The following is a 20,709-nucleotide window of genomic DNA, read 5'->3' as shown; positions in this document are numbered from 1 at the left end:
TAAACCATATTCATTAAAAGATTTTCGCATCATAAGATATAACGTTTTGAATTTCATAACTGTTGTGATGATATGTTTGTATAATGACTGCCTATCATTTACTAAATTTTTAGTAAGCGCTTTAAAAGCGATTTTGTCTTTTTATACACCCTTAATGAATTACACCTATAAGCTTATAAAAATTTTAAACGATTATTTTCCTTTTAAGGTTTCGCTCAAAAAAGAGCAAAACTCATACCATTCTCTAAACGCATGCGATTTTTGAATGATAAAAACGTATCATAAAATTTATGAACTGTTATGAATGATAACTGCTTTTCATTTCATTTGAATGCACATATGCGTTATAATATTTACATCATGATTTGCTTTTTATGCTCTATTCATACATGGCAATCTTATATAAAAAATGGTCAAATGAATCATGCATAAAAGTGTGGATTCTGATAGGGGTGCATATAAAATTATTTAAATAACATATTGATTTATTTATATTTTTATGTCATATGTGGCGCCGGGCGCTGGAAGTGCTGACATCGAATCAGCCTCTTGCTTTTAGTGCTTGAGAGCACTTGTACATAACAAGAGCCCCCGAAAATTCCAGGATATCCTCTAAGTGGGTTTATTTTTAATATTTGAGTTTTGCGCTTATAGAACTTATCGATATGCTTGGCTTATACGACCAAAATCATAAGTACATCTGTGGGATAATTTTCTTAAATCGTCAATTAGAGTGACAGCAGTTTTCCTTATTGCTTTTTGCAAAATTTAAACGCAACTGTTGCAATGCATTTCTCTGTTTTGATGAAATTTCGATATAACAGGCTGCTACAGAGCAAAACTGTGCGAAGATTTCTACTGTTCATATGCTGTTTTTCATTGTCGTGCAAGTTCATTGTTGTGCAAGGGACGAGCTTCGGAAGCAAGCATAATGGGAACGCCGTCGCGAATGGGATAGGCAAGTTTTGCTTTGAGTGAGATTAATTCTTGCGTGTTTCTGTTTAAGGAGAGTATGCCTCCTGTAAGTGGACAGACAAGTAATTCAAGCATTTTGGGATCGGTGATCATTTTTTTCATATTGCAACATTTATTAGTTTAAATGGTAATCTGCCCCTGTTTGTTTCATGAGTGAACGCTCTGTTAAAGCAAGAAGAGTTTGGGCGCGGCTGCCAATATCTGGAGCCTCTAATAGAGCTTGTTTTTCTGCCGGTGTAAAGGGGATAAGGGCTGAAAAAGCATTGACTAATAAAGGGGTGGGCGCTTGTATAATACTGCTCCAATTATATTCCATTTCATTTATCGTGAGATATTTTTCAACAATATTGAGCAAATTGTCTCGATTAATGTTTTCTGCAATGTCAGGCTCTTGTAAGTCTTCGATGTTTGAGCGAATGAGAGCGGTTCGATAAGATTTTGTATTCACGAGTTCCTGTTCTAAGGTAAAGCGGCAAACACCTTGTAAGATAATGAAAAGTTGACCATTTCCTGTTTCATTGTAGTTTGTAATGCGCCCTATACAGCCTATTTTGTAAAGTTGTGTGGAAAAGCGGTTTGTATCCGATGATAGTGGTTGGATAATTCCAATTAAACGATTCGTTAGCATAACATTTTCAACCATTTCGAGCGCCTCTGGTTCAAAAATATTGAGCGATAAAAAACCACCTGGTAGCAAGAGTGCTCCCTCTAGCGGGAAAAGAGCAATTTGCTTTGGGAGATCATTTTCGCAATTATAATGAATGTTGCCTGCTTTCATGAGTATTTTGTAACCTTTATGTGATGAAGTTTGGTACGTAAATAATCGCACTTTATGACGCTATTGAGAGATAAAAATTTACAGAAAAGAAAAATAAATCTCTTGTGCGTTAAATTATTGGATAAAATATTTGAAATTTTTACCTCTTTAAAAAATACAGAAACTCTGTGGTTTAAGGTTGTACTGTGCAAGAGGGATATTGCGTTGGTGTTTTTTTTAAGAGGGCAAAACCTTGCCTTTTCTCAAGTTGTATTTTTGTTTATGTCCCTTGATTTTTTTCCTTTATTTCCTGAAACAGGGACATTTACGGGTTTCAGAATGCTCAAAAGGCTTACTATTATAATTCTTTTGCAACAGTCTATGCAAGTTTAAAATGAGAGCGCTCTCATCACTTTATTAATGACAGCATGATAAAGATAGGCTATAGGTTAAAAAATGTCGGAAAGAGCGTTATCGTTTCTTTCATTCTTTTGCGGGAGAGTGCAGACTGCAAGCTTTTGCGTATGCCGCCGAAGGGGAAAATAGCCCATAATCTCTCAGGCTTTAAAGGACCGTAAAAGAAGAAAGACAGATCTGGAAAGTCGGAAAGGTCCGCGCCGAAGGTGTAAGCGAAAGATCTTTTCGCGAGTCTCTCAGGTTTATGACAGAGGGGTGCAGAGACAGCCATATTGTATGGCGTTAGCGCGACTTTTGGAGATATTATGGGTACATCACAAGAATTTGAAACACTTTCTTTAAAAAGACTTCCTTTACATGAATTCCATGAAAAAGCTGGAGCAAAATTTGGTGCTTTTGCAGGCTGGAACATGCCTTTGACTTATCCTCTTGGTGTTTTGAAAGAGCATCTTCATACGCGTGCACATGCAGGGCTTTTTGATATTTCTCATATGAAATTGATTGCTGTAGAGGGACCACAGGCAGTGGAATTTTTATCCTATGCTTTTCCTCTTAATGCTGCACTGTTAAAGATTGGTCACTCACGGTATAATTACTTGCTGAATGAGCAAGCTGGTATTTTGGATGATCTTATCATTACCCGTTTGGCAGAATGCCGTTTTATGTTGGTTGCGAATGCTGGAAATGCAGAAGGCGACTTTGCTGAATTGCAAAAGCGGGTTGTTGGTTTTGACTGTCAGGTGACTGCTCTTGAAAGGGTCTTGCTTGCTCTCCAAGGTCCTCAAGCAGCCGCTGTTATGGCTGATGCGGGGATATCTGGTAATGAACTGTTGTTTATGCAGGGGTTTGAACCACAACAAGATTGGTTTATAACCCGTTCTGGTTATACGGGAGAGGATGGTTTTGAAATTGCTCTCCCCATAGTGCATGCGCCTGCATTGGCTGAAAAATTGCTCCAAGATCCTCGTGTGGAATGGGTTGGTCTTGCGGCGCGCGACAGTCTTCGGTTGGAAGCAGGGTTGTGTTTGCATGGCAATGATATTACGCCTGATACCACACCCATTGATGCCGCGCTGACATGGGCTGTGCCTAAAAGTGTTCGAGAAGGGGCACAATTTTATGGAGCAAAGGCTTTTCTTGAAGCACTTGAGAGAGGTCCTTCTCGTTGTCGTGTCGGATTAAAACCGCAAACACGTCAACCTATTCGTGCGGGCGCGGTGTTGCTCGATGATGAGGGGAATCAGATTGGGGTAGTAACATCAGGTGGTTTTGGTCCTTCTTTTGATGGTCCTGTAGCGATGGGTTACGTTCCTGTTGGTTGGAAAGTGGAAGGAACAGAGGTCTTTACAGAGCTGCGTGGCAAAAAGATCGCACTGTCTGTTCATTCACTTCCTTTTGTTGAACAACGTTATTTTAAAGGATAATTTTCTATGTCTAAAACTTATTTTACAGAAGATCACGAATGGCTTTGTGTTGAAGGACAAGTGATTACGGTTGGTATCACACATTATGCCCAAGAACAGTTGGGGGATTTGGTTTTTGTTGATTTACCGCAGATTGGCACGCAACTTGTCAAAGGTGATGCTGCTGCTGTTGTGGAATCGGTGAAAGCAGCTTCTGATGTTTATGCTCCTCTTGATGGTGAGGTGGTCGAAATAAATGAGGCATTGGTAGATAATCCTGAATTGGTAAACCAGAAAGCCGAAAAAGAAGGTTGGTTATGGAAAATGACCTTGCAGGATGAAATGCAACTTGAAGGGTTGATGGACGAGGCTGCTTATAAGGCATTCATTGGATGAGTGCTATGTTAGAACGTCATTTTTTTTCCCGCCATATTGGGCTTCGTCCCGATGAAACACAAAAAATGCTTGATGTTTTAAAGCTTGATTGTGTTGAAACACTGGTTTCTCAAGCTGTTCCGCACTCTATCCATTTGGGACGACCTCTTAATCTCCCAAAGGCGGCAAGTGAGAACCAAGCCTTGGAAGAACTCTCCAAAATAATGGAGCAGAACAAGATACATAAAAGTTTTATAGGGCAGGGGTATCATGGAACATTTGTCCCGCCCGTTATTTTACGAAATCTCTTTGAAAATCCAGCTTGGTATACTGCTTATACTCCCTATCAGGCAGAAATTAGCCAAGGACGTTTAGAGCTTTTGTTTTATTTTCAGACATTAGTGAGTGAACTTACTGGTTTACCTGTTGCTGCTGCTTCACTGCTTGATGAAGCAACTGCTTTAGCAGAAGCAAATGCGATAGCTATACGTTTTGCACGTGAGAAAAAAACAAAAATTTCTCTTCAAAGTCTTTTGCACCCTCAGATTTTGGGTGTTGCACAAACGCGTGCACAAACACAAGGCATTCAGATAAGCCAAAATGGTGAAATTTGTTCTGATACGGCTGCCATTGTTCTCTCTTGGCCTGATACAGAAGGCTCTTTTAATGATTATAGTGAAGTGATTAAAGAAGCAAAAGCAAAAGGCGCGCTGGTCATTGTTGTTGCTGATCCTTTGGCACTCACTCTTATGGAAGCACCAGCAAAATGGGGGGCTGATATTGTTGTCGGTTCGATGCAGCGTTATGGCGTTCCGATGGGATTTGGAGGGCCTCATGCTGGTTATCTTGCGGTTAGTCATGCGCTCACACGTCTTCTTCCAGGGCGTATTGTTGGTCAATCCGTGGATACGAAAGGGCGTGTTGCTTTTCGTTTAGCATTGCAAACGCGTGAACAACATATCCGGCGCGATAAAGCGACGTCGAATATTTGTACAGCACAGGCTTTGTTAGCAAATATGGCAACAGCCTATGCTGTTTGGCATGGACCTCAGGGCTTACAAGATATTGCACGACGCGTTCATCGTTTAACATGCCGTTTTGCTGCCAGTTTAGAGGCAGTAGGTATTCTTTGTGAAGGAAAATATTTTTTTGATTGTGTTAGTGTTGTTGTTAAGGGAAAAGCTCTGGAGATTGCACGCCAAGCGAAAACAGGTGGGCGTCTTCTTCGTGTTCTCGATGATGATAGGGTTGCCATTAATTTTGATGAATTGTCAACAGACGAGGATGCCCATGCTTTAGCACAGCTTTTTGGAGCTGAGTTAGTTGATGAGTCCTCTCCAAGACTTATGGGAGAGGGGCGTGATGCTGCTTTTCTTTCACAGCCCTTTTTTCATGCGGTTCATTCAGAGACTGATATGATGCGCTTTTTACGTCGTTTGTCAGATAAAGACTTGGCATTGGATCGGGCAATGATTCCGCTTGGTTCTTGTACCATGAAGCTTAATGCGGCTGCTGAATTGATGCCTGTCAGTTGGTCTACGCTCGCCAATATACATCCCTTCGCACCCCAAGAAGATGTTGTGGGTTATTTGGAAATGATTCATCAACTCAATGCGTGGTTGTGTGAAATTACAGGCTTTGCACAAGTTTCTTTTCAGCCAAATTCTGGTGCTCAAGGGGAATATGCAGGTCTTTTGGCAATCCGCCGCTATCACCAATCGCGGGGAGAACATCAACGCACGCTTTGTCTTATTCCGGCATCTGCCCATGGTACCAATCCAGCTTCTGCTCATATGGCGGGCATGGAAGTTATTGTGGTGAAATGTTTGAGTGATGGTGATGTTGATGTTGATGATCTCAAAATGAAAGCACAATTGCATAAGGAGCGTTTGGCAGCTCTCATGATCACTTATCCTTCAACTCACGGTGTTTATGAGGAAAGTATTAAGGACATTTGCTCTATTATCCATGAAAATGGCGGACAAGTTTATTTTGATGGTGCTAATTTGAATGCACTTGTTGGGCTTGCACGTCCGGCAGATATTGGTGCAGATGTTTGTCATATGAATCTTCATAAAACATTTGCCATTCCCCATGGGGGGGGGGGTCCTGGTGTGGGGCCGATTGGAGTGGCAGAGCATCTTATACCATTTTTGCCAGGGCATGAACAAGAAGGAACCTCCTATGCTGTTTCAGCAGCGCCTTACGGAAGTGCATCTATTCTTGTCATTACTTGGATGTATATTCGAATGATGGGAGCTGATGGCTTGAAATATGCAACACAAACAGCAATTTTAAATGCCAATTATATTGCTGCGCGTCTTTCTCAGGCTTATTCTATTCTTTATCGAGGCAAAAATGGACGTGTTGCTCATGAATGTATTGTCGATACACGCGTCTTGAAAGAACAATATGGGATCAGTGTTGATGATATCGCAAAACGTCTAATTGATTACGGATTTCATGCACCGACAATGTCTTTTCCTGTTCCTGGAACTTTGATGATTGAGCCAACGGAATCAGAACCAAAAGTAGAGATTGATCGTTTTTGTGATGCCTTGCTCTCTATTGCTGAAGAAGCCAAAAAAGTTGGTAGCGGTGTTTGGCCAAAAGATGATAATCCATTGGTAAATGCACCTCATACATTAGTCGATACGGTAGATGATGCTTGGGCACGACCTTATTCGCGGCAAGAAGCGGCTTTTCCCAACTCTCATCTTGAACCAGCGAGTAAATATTGGCCTCCTGTTTCTCGTATTGATAATGTTGCGGGTGATAGAATGCTGATTTGTTCTTGTCCACCGTTGGGGAATAGCTATTAAATTTATTGGTTTATATTGATAAAAGCCCACACATTTTGTGTGGGCTTTTTGTCATTTGTTCTGGACTCTATTGTTCTTCTGGAATTTCGTTTTTCTTAGTAATCGGCTTCAAATAAATTGATGATTTCTATTATCATTATTCACTTAAATCTTTTGATGGAAATATCGATGAACAGAATTCTGGGGAAGGCGTATGGATGGATAGTCTTATATTTGACTGTTTTATCCAATTTGAAAGTGCTGAAGGATTTTTTACTGAAAGGAGGCGTTTTTTTACTTTATGTCTTGAGAGAACTTTAAATGTAAATACGTTTATAGCGGGTTCCTAAAGAAGTAAGAATTTCATTGGGAATGGTATTGGCATCGGTGGATACTTTTTCAAGAGTTTGATGGGGACCAATGAGTTCTACCCAATCACCTCTTTGAGGTTTTTTCTCAAGATCGGTAGCATCAACTATGATAGAATCCATAGAAACGCGTCCAACAATAGGGAGTTTGTGTCCATTGAAATAAACGCTCCCTTTATTGGAAAGAATGCGTGGCCAACCATCAGCATAGCCGATAGAAATGGTTGTCAGAGTGCTTGGTCTGCGGGTAATAAAGCTTTCTTCGTAACCAACAGGCATTCCTATATCAGTAAAGCGGCTTTGCAGAACTTGAGCTTCAAGTTTTATAACGGGTTTGAGAGTGGTTTGCTGTTTGCTATGGGGATTAAAACCGTAAAGCGCAATGCCGGGGCGAACAAGATCAAAATAAAAATCTGGACCAAGAAAGATGCCTCCAGAATTGGCAAATGAGACTTTACAGGCTGGCAACTTTGCAAGTATGGCTTTAAAAGCAGCTAATTGTGTATTATTGGATGAACGAGAGGCGTTTTCTCCATTTGAAAGGTGACTGAGAATATATTTTATTTCTGCTTGTTGGAAAACTATAGGTTGTTTGATGAGTTGTTGTAATTCTTGTTTATCAAGTCCTAATCGGTTCATTTGGGTATCAATTTGAATGATTGCAGGAAATCTTTTATGCTTTTTTTGGCAAAGTTTTTGCCAGTCTTCGATAGCATGCCAAGAATTGAGAACAGGAACAATGCCTGATTGTGCGATAAACTCTTCTGCTGTGTGTGGAAGCCCATTGAGAAGAGCAATCATGACATTTTCTGGTAAGATAGTTTTTAATTGGAGTGCTTCTTCGATTTTGGCAACAAAAAAAGTGCGGCAACCAGCTTGATAAAGCGCAGGAGCAATTTTATCTGCACCCAGCCCATAGGCATTGGCTTTTACAACGGCTGAACATTGTGTTGGGGCGACACGTTTGGCTAAAATTTTATAATTTTCAACAATAGCATTTACATCAATAATTGCTATAGCTGTAGCAGGAAAGAAACCATTTGCTTCATCAATGTATTTGTTCATTTGAAAAATTCTCTTAAAGTCAGTGAGGCTCGAAGTTCCCTTTGATTATTTCATATAGTTCTCTACGATATATGAAGAGGATCTCCGTATTATTTGTTCTTGTTAAAATCATCAATAGTTCATACTGGATTATGTATCGTCAGAGCAATCTTTTAAGGTAAAAGATTTATTTTGCGTATAATTACGTCAATGTATTATTCTTTCCCTTTGTATTTTTATGGCAGCGTAATTTACTGAGGGTTGGTAAGGCATAGACTTTTGTATTTTACTGAATTGTCTTTGGTTCAAGCATTAAAAAAATAAAAATGTACTCATAGTGTTGTATCGTTTTTCATAGTGAAATCAGAAAAAACTGTACGACCAGTAGTGAATTAAAGTTTTTTGTAACATTGGTGTTATAGAACGTGCTTTTGATAAAATGAGCTTTATCTGTCATGAATTAAAGGGGGAGGTGTTATCAATTACAGATAAAAATATTCTTCATTGTTTATTGTTTTTAGTGCGTTTGCCAAGTTGTACTATTGTTTCGGTTGGGACTGTTGCTGTTTCGCATAATGGTTGGCTTGTTTCTGAATTTAATCAATGAGCGTTTTCCCAGCAGAAGGATAATGATGGTGGAGTGCGTTCTCATTACTATTGGGCAAACCCATTTTTTAAAAACGGGGATGGTGGGTATATTGGTTTATAAAAAGTGGGGATGATTATTTCGTTAATGTCTTTCTCTGAAAGGCTGTTGGTTGGAAGAAAGATCAGTGGAAGCATTTTTGTGGTAGAGGTTCAGGAGTGCAATTATCGTATTGAAGTGCCGTGCTAAGACAGGAAACAATACAAATGAGATATTTAACAAAGTAAAAATTTGCTTACCTCTATCATAACAGATTTAATGGATGGTACAAAACAATCATGGGTATTCTTAAAATTGCAAAACATTTGATAACTTTTATGCTCGTTGAAGAATACTCGCTTTGCAATATCTTTAAAGGGGCAGGATAATTCTCCTGTTGTTTTGTGACGGGTGTGTAAAGTTCAATCTTTAGATTCTCTATAGGCGATAGTACAGCCAAAGCCAAGCAAAATACCTATACTTATGGAAACTGCAATGATCTTTATGTCGTTCAAGCTGTCTGTCATGATGATGATTGCATCAACATTGTAAACAATCTTGGAGGAATACCGTCCCATCATGTACCTGAAGTAGCTTTTGTTAATGGGAAAGATTTGACTGTACAAACCATTTCTGATGCGTTGAAAGCAGTTGATTTGACCGTTCTTTTTTCTCAAGATGGTCGTTATTGGGTATTTTTGTATTCCACAACTTCATTTATTGAAATGGAAATCAAATTTGTTGTTCAAAGATCATCTTATAGTTCATCTCTTCACGTGAATAATGATGTGAGGAAGGTCAGTAGGGAACACAACGAATCTCTATGCCTGATAATCAACGCTGGATAATTATAGAAACACACTAAAACCAGTTATTGATCTGTACTCATATCGCTAACATTTGTGTTTCTCATAAGAAAACAAGCATAAATTGAGCGATGTTAAATGTAAGAGCTGTTGTGATTGAGAATTTATTTTGAAATATCTTCTCTTGCTTTGACAAAGATACAAATGACAGAGGGTATTGTGTTTGAGCAGATTTGCCTAAATGTTATATTTACTGTTTAAATGATCTTTATAAAATGTCTGCGTTGGATTTTTTTATCACCGACAATGATAATGATAATGTGTTTTGGGATAATAGCGTTTGGGATCATGCAAGTTGCATGTTTTGTACGTTTTTTTGCAACTAATTTTGATATAAAAGTGTTAATCTTATGATCTGTATTTTAAGAAAAATATTGGCAGATGAGGATGCAGGTATTATATCACTTTGAAGATTGTAGGTTGGATGAAGATTAAGGGAAGAGTTTTATGAAAATGTCTGCTACTCATGTTCAGTCAAACATTAGCGGCGTTACGTCAAACTTTCCTATTCCTGAAAATGTGTTCGCACTTACTGTTCAGGAAGTTTATCATTATACGGACAGTTTGTTTAAATTTCGCTTGAATCGTCCAGAAAATTTTCGTTTTCGTTCTGGTGAATTTGTTATGATTGGTTTACCAAACGCAGAGAAACCGGTTTATCGTGCGTATTCAATTGCAAGTCCTTTTTGGGATGAACAGCTTGAGTTCTTTTCAATCAAAGTTCCTGGGGGGGCATTAACCGAACATCTGCAAAAAATTAAAATTGGTGATACAGTGCTGATGCGTAAGAAAGCAACTGGAACATTGGTTCTTGATGCTCTTATTCCCGGGAAGCGTCTTTATCTTCTTTCAACGGGGACGGGGGTGGCTCCCTTTGCAAGTCTCATCCGTGATCCTGATACTTATGAAAAATTTTCAGAAGTGGTGCTTATTCAAACAACCCGTCAGCGAGATGAACTTGCTTATGCGAAGGATCTTGTCGCCTCTTTACAACAAGATCCACTGATTGGCGAATACGCAAAACGGTTGAAATTTTATCCTATGACCACCCGCGAATCTTCTGAATATATGGGGCGCATTACAACTGTTATGGAGAGCGGTGCTTTTTTTGAAACGACTAGTTTACCCAAAATTTCTCCTGATGAAGATCGTGTGATGATTTGTGGCTCTATGGCAATGTTGAAGGATTGTGCAAGGATGTGCGAATCCTTTGGTCTTGTTGAAGGTGCTAATAATGCACCTGCTACCTATGTTGTGGAGCGTGCTTTTGTAGGGTGAGAGCAGAGCTCTCTGCATTTTATGCATAAAACTCTATAGATCCAAGGATCTTTGCTGCTTTTGTTTCTAAAAAAGCTTTTTTTATCTGCTTTCAATAGCAGTGGGTGTTGCTCCCTTTGCAGGTTTTATTCGTGATTCTGATACTTATGAAATATTTTCAGAAATGGTGCTTTTGCGAGAGATCTTGGTGTCTCTTTCCCAAAAGATTTCCTGATTGACGCATATGCACAACAGTTGAAATTTTATCCTATGATCACTCGTGAATTTCTCGAGCATATGGGATGTATTACAACTGTTCTGTAGAATGATTATTTTTTATAATACATTGATTTATAATGGTAATGAGAGTTTTTATGTTGAATGAGAACCCTAAATATCGTGAGATTTTCTTATCTCTTCTATGTTGATCAATCAAAATCATTTGTTTGCAGGTTACAAGCGGGATTAGCGTGGGAATAAAAACTATAGAAGAAAGGCGTAAAATGTCTCTTGTGAATCGTTTCAGATGCCGAAGGATTCTCCCAACATTGGAAACGACAGGTTTACTGCAAAATTTCTTCTGATGAAGGGGGGGGTGATGATTTGCCTCTCTATGGTGGTGATAGGGAAGAATGACAACGGGGGTGTATGAGGGGGAAGTCTTCGTTAAGAGTGATAATATAGATCTGCGCCTTATAGTGTGGAACGTCCTTTTGTCGTGTGAGAGGAAAGCTGTGTTGCTGCATGTGCTAATGCGCTTATTGCATTCCAATCCCTTGCTGCTATAAGCTGTTTTGGGGCTATCCAAGAACCGCCAACGCAGAAGATATTAGAAAGCTGGAGCCATTGCTTTGCATTTTTTTGTGTTATGCCGCCTGTTGGACAAAAGTGGATGTCAGAGAAGGGGGACGCTAAGGCTTGAATAAAGGCGATGCCGCCTGCTGCTTTGGCAGGAAAAAATTTAAGATATGAATAGCCTTTATCTCGTGCTTGCATGAGCTCACTTGGTGTCATCACACCAGGGAGAAGGGGGATTTCACTATTATTTGCACAATCGATTAATTGATTTGAGAAGCCAGGGCTTACAATGAACTTTGCTCCTGTACGTTCGGCTTGTTCATAGTTCTGAGGGTTCAGAATTGTTCCTGCGCCAACGATTGCTTGTGGCACTTCCTGTATAATTGCTTTTATTGCATCGCATGCATTGGGGGTTCGCAATGTGACTTCAATTGTTTTGAGTCCGCCTTTAACAAGGGCGTGTGCTAAGGGTATGGCACTTTGCAGATCGTCAATCTGCAAAATAGGTATAACAGTTTGTTGTTGGAGAAGTGATAAAAGAGCGTCTATTTTTTGGCACATGATGTTTTCTCTTAAGAGATGATATTGTTTCATATAGTTTGATTAAGCACAATATGTTAAAGGGTGGATGAATAAATCTTGAAATTGAATGAAACCCGCGTTATGGCAAAGAACATGGAAAAAAAATTTAGAGTTGCTGCACTTTATTGCTTTGCAGAATTAAAGCATTATCGTCAATTACAAAAACCTTTGCAGAATTTATGTCAAGCAAATGATATCAAAGGAACCCTGCTTTTGGCACAAGAGGGCATTAATGGAACTGTTGCGGGATCTCGTGCTGCAATTGAAACATTAGTGGATTTTATTACAGCTGAACCAGCGTTTCAAACGCCGGAAATTAAATATTCATGGGCATCAAAAATGCCATTTCATCGCATGAAAGTGCGCTTGAAGAAAGAGATTGTCACTATGGGGGTTGAAGGTGTTGATCCGTTAAAGGTGGTTGGGACTTATGTCGATCCTCAAGATTGGAATGCTCTTATTAAAGATGAAGAGACAATTCTCATTGATACGCGTAATGATTATGAGTATGCGATTGGGAGTTTTCAAGGAGCAATTGATCCGCGTATTAAAACGTTTCGTGAATTTCCTGAATGGGTACGCAAGCATGAAGCTGATTTAAAAAAGAAAAAGAAAATTGCCATGTTTTGTACAGGTGGGATTCGCTGTGAAAAATCAACTGCTTACGTGCGTGCACTTGGCTATGAACAGGTTTATCATTTAAAAGGCGGGATTCTGAAATATTTGGAAACAATTCCAAAAGAAGAAAGTTTATGGTGGGGAGAGTGCTTTGTTTTTGATGAGCGTGTTTCTGTTAAACATGGTCTTGAAGAATGTGGACGTGAGCTTTGTCGTGCATGTCGTTCTCCTCTTAATGCTGAAAGTAAATTGTCACCTCATTATGAAGAAGGTGTTTCGTGTGATGCTTGTTATGATACGCGCAGTGAAGCTGATAGGCAGCGTTTTCGCGAACGTCATAGGCAATTCCAATTAGCAAAATTGCGTGCAATTGATTCTCATCAAGAGTCTTAAAGATATTGTCGTTTAAAGCTTAATTTTTTTACTTTTTTTGTTAAGAAAGAAAAGGGTTAGAAGACTGGGCGTTGTCCGGTCTTTTGTTTGCTGTGAAAGTTTCAGTTATTGGTTAAGTGTTGTTTATTTTTGCAATCAGCTTCCTTTCATTTCTTGTATTTGGTTGATTTCAAATGTTCCTCATTTTGAAACAATAAAGTGTTTCATTGCGAGTGTCATAGAGGTGAGAGTGTAAATAGGGGTGACTTGAACGTGTTCTCAGATACAATATGGGATGAAGGCGCTCTTTTACATGTAGGAGTTAAGTGTATGAGTGGGAATGGTAAAGATATTATGATGGATTTATGATTTCATCAATATTAAAGACGATGATACTGTGGCATGTATTATTATAAGCATTCTTATGATGGAATGCTGAATGTTTCGAGATAAGAGAGTTATCATTATGGATTGCGTAGCGGCAACTCTCCACAAAGGAATCCCAAGCAAACAGATTTTTGAATAAAAGTTGCAAATAAGTGACATAATGATGAGGCTTTTTATAAGGCTTACAAGTGATTAAAAAAATAGAGTGACTTATTTTTTGCCAGAATCTGTTGTTTTTTTACATCATATTTTCTTTAAAAATTAAAAAATGTTTAAATAAAAAAAAATTATTGAAATGAAGAGGAATTCATCTTATATGAAACCTTGCCCAAAGTCGCACGTGCCTGTGGGTGTCCGCTGGTTCTCAAATGGTGAGATTAACCGGTACGGTACCTGGAACTAACCGCTCCAGTCATTCTTACGGCCAACCGAAAGAGTGAGGACATCTTGAAGCAACGACGGTGCGGGCCTTTCTGGTGTCTTCCAGCTGTCCAAATGCTGGGATAACTATAGAGGCACACCTCATTGCCTTCAGTGCGGAAGTGGTTTTCTCAACTCCAATCAAAAAGGCAGATAAAATAGGATAACGCAGTTTCTGCGCTGTTCTTTCATTGTATGCGGTATGGTTTCTTTCTGATTGTGAAAGTAATCAGAGTAATCATATTAGCTGTATGTGTTTTGTCTTTTAGCTATTGGCGGCTCTATGCTGTCCAAGCATAGAGAAGGGATCTTATTCCCTTAGGAGAATTGATAGATGGCGACGCAACGTATTCGCGATTTTCTTGCAACACATCGTTCTGAAGGTCCATGCTTAATTGTTGACCTAGATGTTGTCCGTGAAAATTATTTAAATTTTGAAAAAGCTCTTCCGCAGTCTCGTATTTTCTACGCGATAAAGGCAAATCCAGCACCTGAGATTTTGCGTTTGCTTACTTCCTTAGGCTCATCTTTTGATGCGGCTTCTGTTGCAGAAATTGAAATGGCTTTAAAAGCGGGGGCAACGTGTGATCGTATCTCTTTTGGAAATACGATTAAAAAAGAGCGCGATATTGCCCATGCATATGCTCTTGGCATTTCCCTTTACGCCGTTGATTGTATTGAAGAAGTGGAAAAGATTGCGCGTGCTGCTCCAGGAGTTCGCGTGTTTTGCCGGGTTCTTACAGATGGAAAAGGCGCTGAGTGGCCCTTGTCACGTAAGTTTGGTTGTGTTCCTGCTATGGCGGTTGATGTATTACGTCGAGCACATCAATTGGGTTTGCAAGCGTATGGTGTTTCTTTTCATGTAGGGTCTCAGCAAACTGATCTTAGGGCGTGGGATCGTGCTTTATCGGATGCGGCTGCAGTTTTTAAGCGTTTGGAGCAAGAAGGAATTTCCTTGAAATTGGTTAATATGGGCGGTGGTTTTCCAACGCGTTATTTGAAAGATGTTCCTAGCGAACAAGTTTATGGTACAGCTGTTTTTGATTCGTTAAAAAAATATTTTGGTAATCGTATTCCTGAAACGATCATTGAACCAGGACGTGGGATGGTTGGTAATGCGGGTGTTATTCGCACAGAAGTTGTTCTGATATCCAAAAAAGCAGACAATGATAATATCCGATGGGTTTATCTTGATGTGGGAAAATTTAATGGTCTTACTGAGACTATGGATGAAGCAATTCGCTATCCTATTGAAACACCTCATGATGATAAGGTAATGGAGCCTTGCATCTTAGCGGGGCCAACATGCGATTCGGCAGATGTTCTTTATGAAAAAAAACCTTATCCACTTCCTTTATCTCTTACAGTGGGTGATGAGTTGTTGATTCATGGAACGGGTGCTTATACGGCAACTTATGCATCGGTTGCTTTTAATGGTTTTGAGCCTTTGCGATCCTATGTGATTTAAGTCTTTCTTTATTGATGACAAGATGTATAGTGGGGAGGCGTGTGACAAATATGGATATGATACATTTTCAAACAAAAGATGGTGCGCTTTTTAGCCTTGCATGTGAGCAAGAAGCTGATGCGCCGGATCGGGAACAGTTACTTGATTTAGCTTTGGGAAAGGGGCGTAAGCGTAAGTCGTCAGAGGCTTTACGTCGTGGCCGGTTAGCTGCGTGCGGGCTTTCCTTTGTCGTTAAAAATGCACTTGGAGAGCTTGTCGGTAGTGTACGTCTTTGGCATGTCCGGTTTAACAAAGAGCAAAATGCTATACAATATGCTTTGCTTTTAGGACCTTTAGCTGTTTCAGCAGAATATTCCGGTATGGGGATAGGATCTGTTCTTATGCAACATGCAATTAAAACAGCAAGAGAACTCGGTCATGGTGCCATTTTATTAGTGGGTGATGGTGCATTTTATCAGCGTTTTGGTTTTTCAAACAGGCTCACGAAAAATTTGGCAATGCCTGGTCCTTATGAAAAACACCGTTTTCAAGCGTTGGAATTAATACCAGACTACCTTTCCGCATGTCATGGCACTCTGATTCCTAGTGGAGAACGAGAATTTTTGAATCGTTTGCAGCGTCATAAAGTGGCTTAAAAGACTAATTTATTTTCTAACCATAGTGTCATGGAGGAACTCTCCATTTTTATGCATGGTGGTTTTTGTCTTGAAATACAAATTTTAGGATAGCTTTATTGCCTAGCATGCTTTTGCCTGCATGTGTATTTTGCTCTGTTTGATCATTTCTGGTCATTTATTGAGGGGGCTTGGTGTTTATATTGTTTTTAAGGGGCGTTTGATGAAAACGTTGATGTTATTTTATTGCTCTTTTTATAGAATTTTTTCATTACTTTATATCCCCAAAGCTTTTCATTGGAGGTAAATAGAGGGTGAAGAACAGCAGAAATGGTTTTAAAATCTCGTTTTGAGAGAGTCCTATGTTTCAAAAATTGTAGTACTCAAGAGACCAGTATCTTTTGAGATTAGAGATGCCATTATAACTGAAATAGTCAGTTTGATTGTTAGGGGTTGTGAATTCAAAATGATGATTTCTCAAGAGGAAGAAGTTACATTTCAGAAAGTCCTTTGCTAAGGTAGATTCTACTATACTACGCCGTGCAAATATGTGCTCTTCATGGCTTGAATCAAGTCTATGGATATGTGTTTTGATAATGATATAATAATATTGCCTATTGTGCTTAACAGTTTTTCCTATCATTGTGTTTAAAGAGAAAAAGTTTGAGAGTTTTTGTACGACTTAAGTTTATAGTGAAAAATCCATAAAATAACGAGAGAGGTTTTTGATAGTGCAATTATAATGAAATGTAAGCTTTCGTTAGACCTGGATAAAACAATCAATTTACGTATTCAAGAACAGTGTTTTGTTAAAGGCAAGAAGAGTATTACAATGTTCTCTATCATAAAGAGGAAAATACTCTTTCAATGGTTTTTGTGTCATAGAATCGGGAAGAAAAAATCATCATAAAGATGTTTTTTATCTCAAACTGTACAACTCTTTCCAAAAGGTCATTCTTAAAAGTATGCACATATTCTCGCATTTAATAAGAGTTGGATGAGGAATAAGCATTCAGTATCTAATACTATATCATCTCTTTAGAGGAGATAACGTTATAGGAAAGTGAGAGAAGCAATTGATGAGGGGTACAAAAACACTCCATAATTTTCATGGATAAAACTCAGTGACCTGAGGGGGTATCGGTGAGTGGTGGTGTTTTTTTGAGAAAAAACGTCATGAATGTTAAGACGATAAAGATGATAGCCATGATCAAGAAAATGTCGCTAAAAGCCATAACCGTTGCTTGTATGCGCGCCATATTAAAAAGTTGAAAGAGGGCAAGTGTATGGGAATCAAAAGTTGCCGTTTTGAAGTACGCAGTGAGGCTTGAAAGTATTTCCGTTGCCTGTCTATTTCCTTGTTGGAGAGTTTCGGCTATGCGTTCATAGTGGAGGTCTGTGCGTTTTGTCATAAGAGTGCTGATAATAGCAAGCCCTACGGCACCGCCAAGATTACGTGTTAGATTAAAAAGTCCAGAGGCATTTTGCATACGTTCTGGTGGGAGTGTTCCAAGGGCAATATTGTTCACAGGGACCATACATAACATAATGGAAGCACCACGGAGAACTTGAGGCCAAAACAGCTCCCAAAAATCCCAGTTGTCTGTGATGGAGCTTGCCAACCAAGTTCCTAAGGCAAAGCCAAAAAGTCCTATTGCCATCATCAAACGTTCATCAATGTGTGCTGAAAGGAATCCAGCAACAGGCGCGGTTAATAACATGACAAATCCTGAAAGGAATAATGTTTCTCCGATCATAAGCGCATCGTAATGGCGAATTTGGCTCAAATAGACGGGATAAAGATATGTGAGTCCATAAAGACCTATGCCAAGCATAAAAGAAAAAATGGCTGCGGTTGAAAAATTAAAATTGGCAAAAGCCGTAAGATCAACGATCGGTTCTTTCGCAGTCAAAGCACGCCAGAAGAAGAAAACTGCAGACAAGATCATGATAATGAATAAGTTTAGAATCAGTTTATCGCTAAACCAATCATGGCGAGCGCCTTCTTCTAGAATATATTCTAATGCTCCGAGAAAAACAGCCATCGATATGAGGCCTAACCAGTCAAATTTAGCCATTAAAGAGGGGGTTGCTTTATCAAAATCAATCAATTTCCAAGCAAGAATTGAGATAATAATGCCGCAGGGTACATTGATGAGAAAAAGCCAGTGCCATGAGGAGATATGACAGAGATAGCCTCCTACTGTTGGACCAATGGTTGGCGCTAGTGTTGCTACTAGTCCAACAATAGGTGTGACAATTGGGCGTTTGGAAGGAGGAAAAAGGATATAAGATGCAACAAAAACGCTAGGAATAATCCCTCCACCAATAAAACCTTGGAGTGCACGGTAGACAATCATCTCTTCAATAGATGTTGCTGTTGCACAAAGAATAGAGGTAATCGTAAATCCAACAGCCGATATGGTAAAGAAAACGCGTGTTGAAAGCAATCTTCCTAAGAATCCAGAAAGGGGCAACATGATGACTTCAGCAATGAGATAGGAGGTTTGAACCCATGAAATTTCTTCAGAACTTGCTGCAAGGCCTGCTTGAATTTCAGCTAAAGAGGAGGAAACGATTTGAATATCCAAGATAGCCATAAACATACCAAAGGCCATAGCAATAAAAACCACGATTGTGCGGATTTCGATGCGCTCTTGAGAATGTTTTGCCTCTGATAGGGGAGATGTCATAGTCAGATCATTTGCTTTTTATAAGAGATTTTTATCTTGTGGCTTTGTACGTGTATCAATTTCTACAGAGACACTCATTCCTGCTCTAATATGTCCGGTTTTTAAAACTTCTTCTGGAATAGAGATCCGTACAGGAATACGTTGAACGATTTTGGTGAAGTTGCCTGTGGCATTTTGTGGAGGGAGAAGGGAAAAAACGGCTCCTGTTGCTGGTGCAATAGAGAGAACAGTTCCTGTAAAAGCATCTTTTTTGAAAGCATCAACAGTAATATAAGCCGTTTGTCCAACATGAATATTTTGCAACTGTGTTTCTTTATAGTTTGCATCAATATAAAGCTGTTGGGTAGGGACTAATGCTGCAAGACGTTGGCCATTTGCAACAAAATCGCCCGTTTTCGCGGTTAAATTGCCAATAATCCCATCAAATGGAGCCCGTATAATGGTTGAATCAAGATCACGTTGTGCTTTTTCACGCGTGAGTTCTAAGCTCTTTGTTTGGCTTTCTGTTTCATTTCGTTGTGCTTCTAGCACTTGAATATTTGCACGTGCTGCAGCTATTTGCGCATCCGCTCGATTAACATTCGCAATGGCTTGTTCATAAGCTGATTTGGCATCATCAACATCTGCTTGAGGAGCATAACGACTGGCTTTAAGCTCTGTAATGCGTTTTAAGGTGAGTCGTGCATTGGTTGCTATAGCGGAAGCGGCGGCTTTTTGCGCTTGTGCATCATCAAGCGCACTGTGAGCAGCTGTAATTTGTGCATCAATACGCAGAAGCGTTTTTTGTTGCGTATTAAGGCGTGCTTCTGTTTGTTCTAAGGCGATTTTATAATCACCATTGTCTAAGCGGAATAAGATATCATCTTTTTTTACAGTTTGGTTGGCTTTAATAGCGATTTTTTCTATATATCCATTTAATTTAGGTGCGATAGCTGCTATGTCTCCTTGTACATAAGCATCATCAGTGGTGAGCATGTAACGCCATTGTGTTATCCATTTATAGCTAAACCACAGCACACAAAGAGCAAGGATGATAAGAAGAATACGGATTATTTTCTTCTTTGTCTTTTTAAAATATCTGGTTGAAGCAATCGTCTCAGATATGGACATAAATTCTACACTTTCAATTTTATGTTTCAATAAGTGAAACAAGTACATCACTGTCAAGGGGAGTGATTTATCTGCAAGGATAATAAAAGCTTTTCAAGCAATGAGACAGTTTTAAAAGCATAATGCTAAATATAGAAAGTTGCAAGTATCGAGATATTATTCTATCGCGCATTTTTTACAAATGCCTCGTATTTCTAAAGTACTCTTCCGTGCTTGGAAATCAACTGCTTGAACCATTTGTCTCAAGTTAGAGACAATCGTTTGGTTTTGTATTTCATTCACCTTGCCACAGTTTTCGCAAATGATGAAGGTTGTAAGTTCGTGTTGACAATTTTCAGGATGTAAACAGGCTACAAAAGCATTTACACTTTCAAGACGATGAATACATTTTAATTGTACAAGTTTTTCTAATGCACGGTAAACTTGAAGTGGTGCGCGAAATCCTTCATCGCGTAAATGATCAAGAATCGCATAAGCACTTAAAGGTCCTTTTGAATTCTTTAAAGTGTTTAAAACCAATGTTTGGTTACGCGTAAGTTTAGATGACATTAACACCTTCCTATTGCTTTGATGAAAAGCATAGAGCCTGTGCGGACTTTGTGCAATGGTGTATCTTAGCAATGTGCCTTCTATTTGAGTTTGTTTTTTGTAGGTAGTTTTGAGTGTGTTGTCATTTTATGTTAGTATTGTAATTAGTATTATAAAAATCATTATTTTGGTATTTTTTTTAAAAATGATATTGACTCTTTAGTTGAAAGG

Annotated in this window: 15 protein-coding genes, 1 pseudogene and 1 riboswitch; of the genes and pseudogenes, 9 read left to right on the top strand and 7 right to left on the bottom strand. The window is 39.1% G+C overall.

Annotated elements, in window-relative coordinates; all coding sequences use genetic code 11:
• Positions 1-876 precede the first annotated feature (876 nt).
• A complete protein-coding gene (locus tag PVV69_RS07425; RefSeq protein ID WP_273720921.1) occupies positions 877-1,077 on the bottom strand; it encodes a Trm112 family protein in 201 nt (66 codons plus the stop codon).
• Positions 1,078-1,090: 13 nt separating this feature from the next.
• Positions 1,091-1,753 (bottom strand): LON peptidase substrate-binding domain-containing protein, encoded by a 663-nt coding sequence (locus PVV69_RS07420; RefSeq protein WP_273757017.1) that lies wholly within the window; start codon positions 1,751-1,753, stop codon positions 1,091-1,093.
• A 463-nt stretch (positions 1,754-2,216) separates the two neighbouring features.
• Positions 2,217-2,317, top strand: a riboswitch (glycine riboswitch).
• Between the two features lie 137 nt (positions 2,318-2,454).
• Between PVV69_RS07420 and gcvT the strand changes: the two genes are divergently transcribed.
• Genes gcvT through gcvP form a run of 3 tightly spaced genes read left to right on the top strand, consistent with a single transcriptional unit; the run spans position 2,455 to position 6,749 of the window.
• Complete coding sequence (gene gcvT, locus PVV69_RS07415) at positions 2,455-3,573, top strand: glycine cleavage system aminomethyltransferase GcvT (protein WP_273757016.1); 1,119 nt, start codon at positions 2,455-2,457, stop codon at positions 3,571-3,573.
• Between the two features lie 6 nt (positions 3,574-3,579).
• On the top strand, positions 3,580-3,948 hold the full coding sequence (gcvH, locus tag PVV69_RS07410; protein WP_273757015.1) for a glycine cleavage system protein GcvH: 369 nt from the start codon (positions 3,580-3,582) through the stop codon (positions 3,946-3,948).
• Between the two features lie 5 nt (positions 3,949-3,953).
• On the top strand, positions 3,954-6,749 hold the full coding sequence (gene gcvP, locus PVV69_RS07405; protein ID WP_273757018.1) for an aminomethyl-transferring glycine dehydrogenase: 2,796 nt from the start codon (positions 3,954-3,956) through the stop codon (positions 6,747-6,749).
• 296 nt (positions 6,750-7,045) lie between these two features.
• Here the strand turns inward: gcvP and alr are convergent, their stop codons facing one another.
• Complete coding sequence (gene alr / locus PVV69_RS07400; RefSeq protein ID WP_273757014.1) at positions 7,046-8,161, bottom strand: alanine racemase; 1,116 nt, start codon at positions 8,159-8,161, stop codon at positions 7,046-7,048.
• 451 nt (positions 8,162-8,612) lie between these two features.
• Here alr and PVV69_RS07395 point away from each other — a divergent pair, with 451 nt between their 5' ends.
• From PVV69_RS07395 to PVV69_RS07385, 3 genes and pseudogenes are all read left to right on the top strand, one after another.
• Positions 8,613-8,747, top strand: a complete 135-nt coding sequence (locus PVV69_RS07395) for a hypothetical protein (RefSeq protein ID WP_273757013.1) — start codon at positions 8,613-8,615, stop codon at positions 8,745-8,747.
• A 1,331-nt stretch (positions 8,748-10,078) separates the two neighbouring features.
• Positions 10,079-10,909 (top strand): ferredoxin--NADP reductase, encoded by an 831-nt coding sequence (locus PVV69_RS07390; RefSeq protein ID WP_273720927.1) that lies wholly within the window; start codon positions 10,079-10,081, stop codon positions 10,907-10,909.
• Between the two features lie 82 nt (positions 10,910-10,991).
• Positions 10,992-11,209, top strand: a pseudogene (locus PVV69_RS07385) (ferredoxin--NADP reductase); the annotation flags it as partial.
• Between the two features lie 372 nt (positions 11,210-11,581).
• Here the strand turns inward: PVV69_RS07385 and eda are convergent.
• Positions 11,582-12,247, bottom strand: a complete 666-nt coding sequence (eda, locus tag PVV69_RS07380) for a bifunctional 4-hydroxy-2-oxoglutarate aldolase/2-dehydro-3-deoxy-phosphogluconate aldolase (RefSeq protein ID WP_273720928.1) — start codon at positions 12,245-12,247, stop codon at positions 11,582-11,584.
• A 114-nt stretch (positions 12,248-12,361) separates the two neighbouring features.
• On the opposite strand from eda, the gene PVV69_RS07375 reads away from it, so the two are divergent.
• From PVV69_RS07375 to PVV69_RS07365, 3 genes are all read left to right on the top strand, one after another.
• Positions 12,362-13,279 carry a rhodanese-related sulfurtransferase gene (locus tag PVV69_RS07375; RefSeq protein WP_273720935.1) on the top strand — a complete coding sequence of 306 codons (918 nt, stop codon included), beginning with the start codon at positions 12,362-12,364 and terminating at the stop codon, positions 13,277-13,279.
• A 1,120-nt stretch (positions 13,280-14,399) separates the two neighbouring features.
• Positions 14,400-15,533, top strand: a complete 1,134-nt coding sequence (locus PVV69_RS07370) for a type III PLP-dependent enzyme (protein WP_273757012.1) — start codon at positions 14,400-14,402, stop codon at positions 15,531-15,533.
• A gap of 50 nt (positions 15,534-15,583) precedes the next feature.
• Positions 15,584-16,168: a GNAT family N-acetyltransferase gene (locus PVV69_RS07365; RefSeq protein ID WP_273757011.1), complete on the top strand. Its 585-nt coding sequence runs from the start codon at positions 15,584-15,586 to the stop codon at positions 16,166-16,168.
• 1,100 nt (positions 16,169-17,268) lie between these two features.
• Here the strand turns inward: PVV69_RS07365 and PVV69_RS07360 are convergent.
• The 3 genes from PVV69_RS07360 to PVV69_RS07350 all read right to left on the bottom strand — a co-directional run bounded on the left by PVV69_RS07360 (position 17,269) and on the right by PVV69_RS07350 (position 20,499).
• Entirely contained in the window at positions 17,269-18,840 is a 1,572-nt protein-coding gene (locus tag PVV69_RS07360; protein ID WP_273720930.1) for a DHA2 family efflux MFS transporter permease subunit, read from the bottom strand.
• A gap of 18 nt (positions 18,841-18,858) precedes the next feature.
• Complete coding sequence (locus PVV69_RS07355; protein WP_273757010.1) at positions 18,859-19,950, bottom strand: HlyD family secretion protein; 1,092 nt, start codon at positions 19,948-19,950, stop codon at positions 18,859-18,861.
• A gap of 156 nt (positions 19,951-20,106) precedes the next feature.
• Positions 20,107-20,499: a Fur family transcriptional regulator gene (locus tag PVV69_RS07350; protein WP_273757009.1), complete on the bottom strand. Its 393-nt coding sequence runs from the start codon at positions 20,497-20,499 to the stop codon at positions 20,107-20,109.
• Between the last annotated feature and the right edge of the window lie 210 nt (positions 20,500-20,709).

Source organism: Bartonella sp. MM73XJBT, assembly GCF_028618465.1.
In the GTDB taxonomy this organism is placed as follows: Bacteria; Pseudomonadota; Alphaproteobacteria; order Rhizobiales; family Rhizobiaceae; genus Bartonella.
This window is presented reverse-complemented; position numbering and strand designations above follow the sequence as displayed.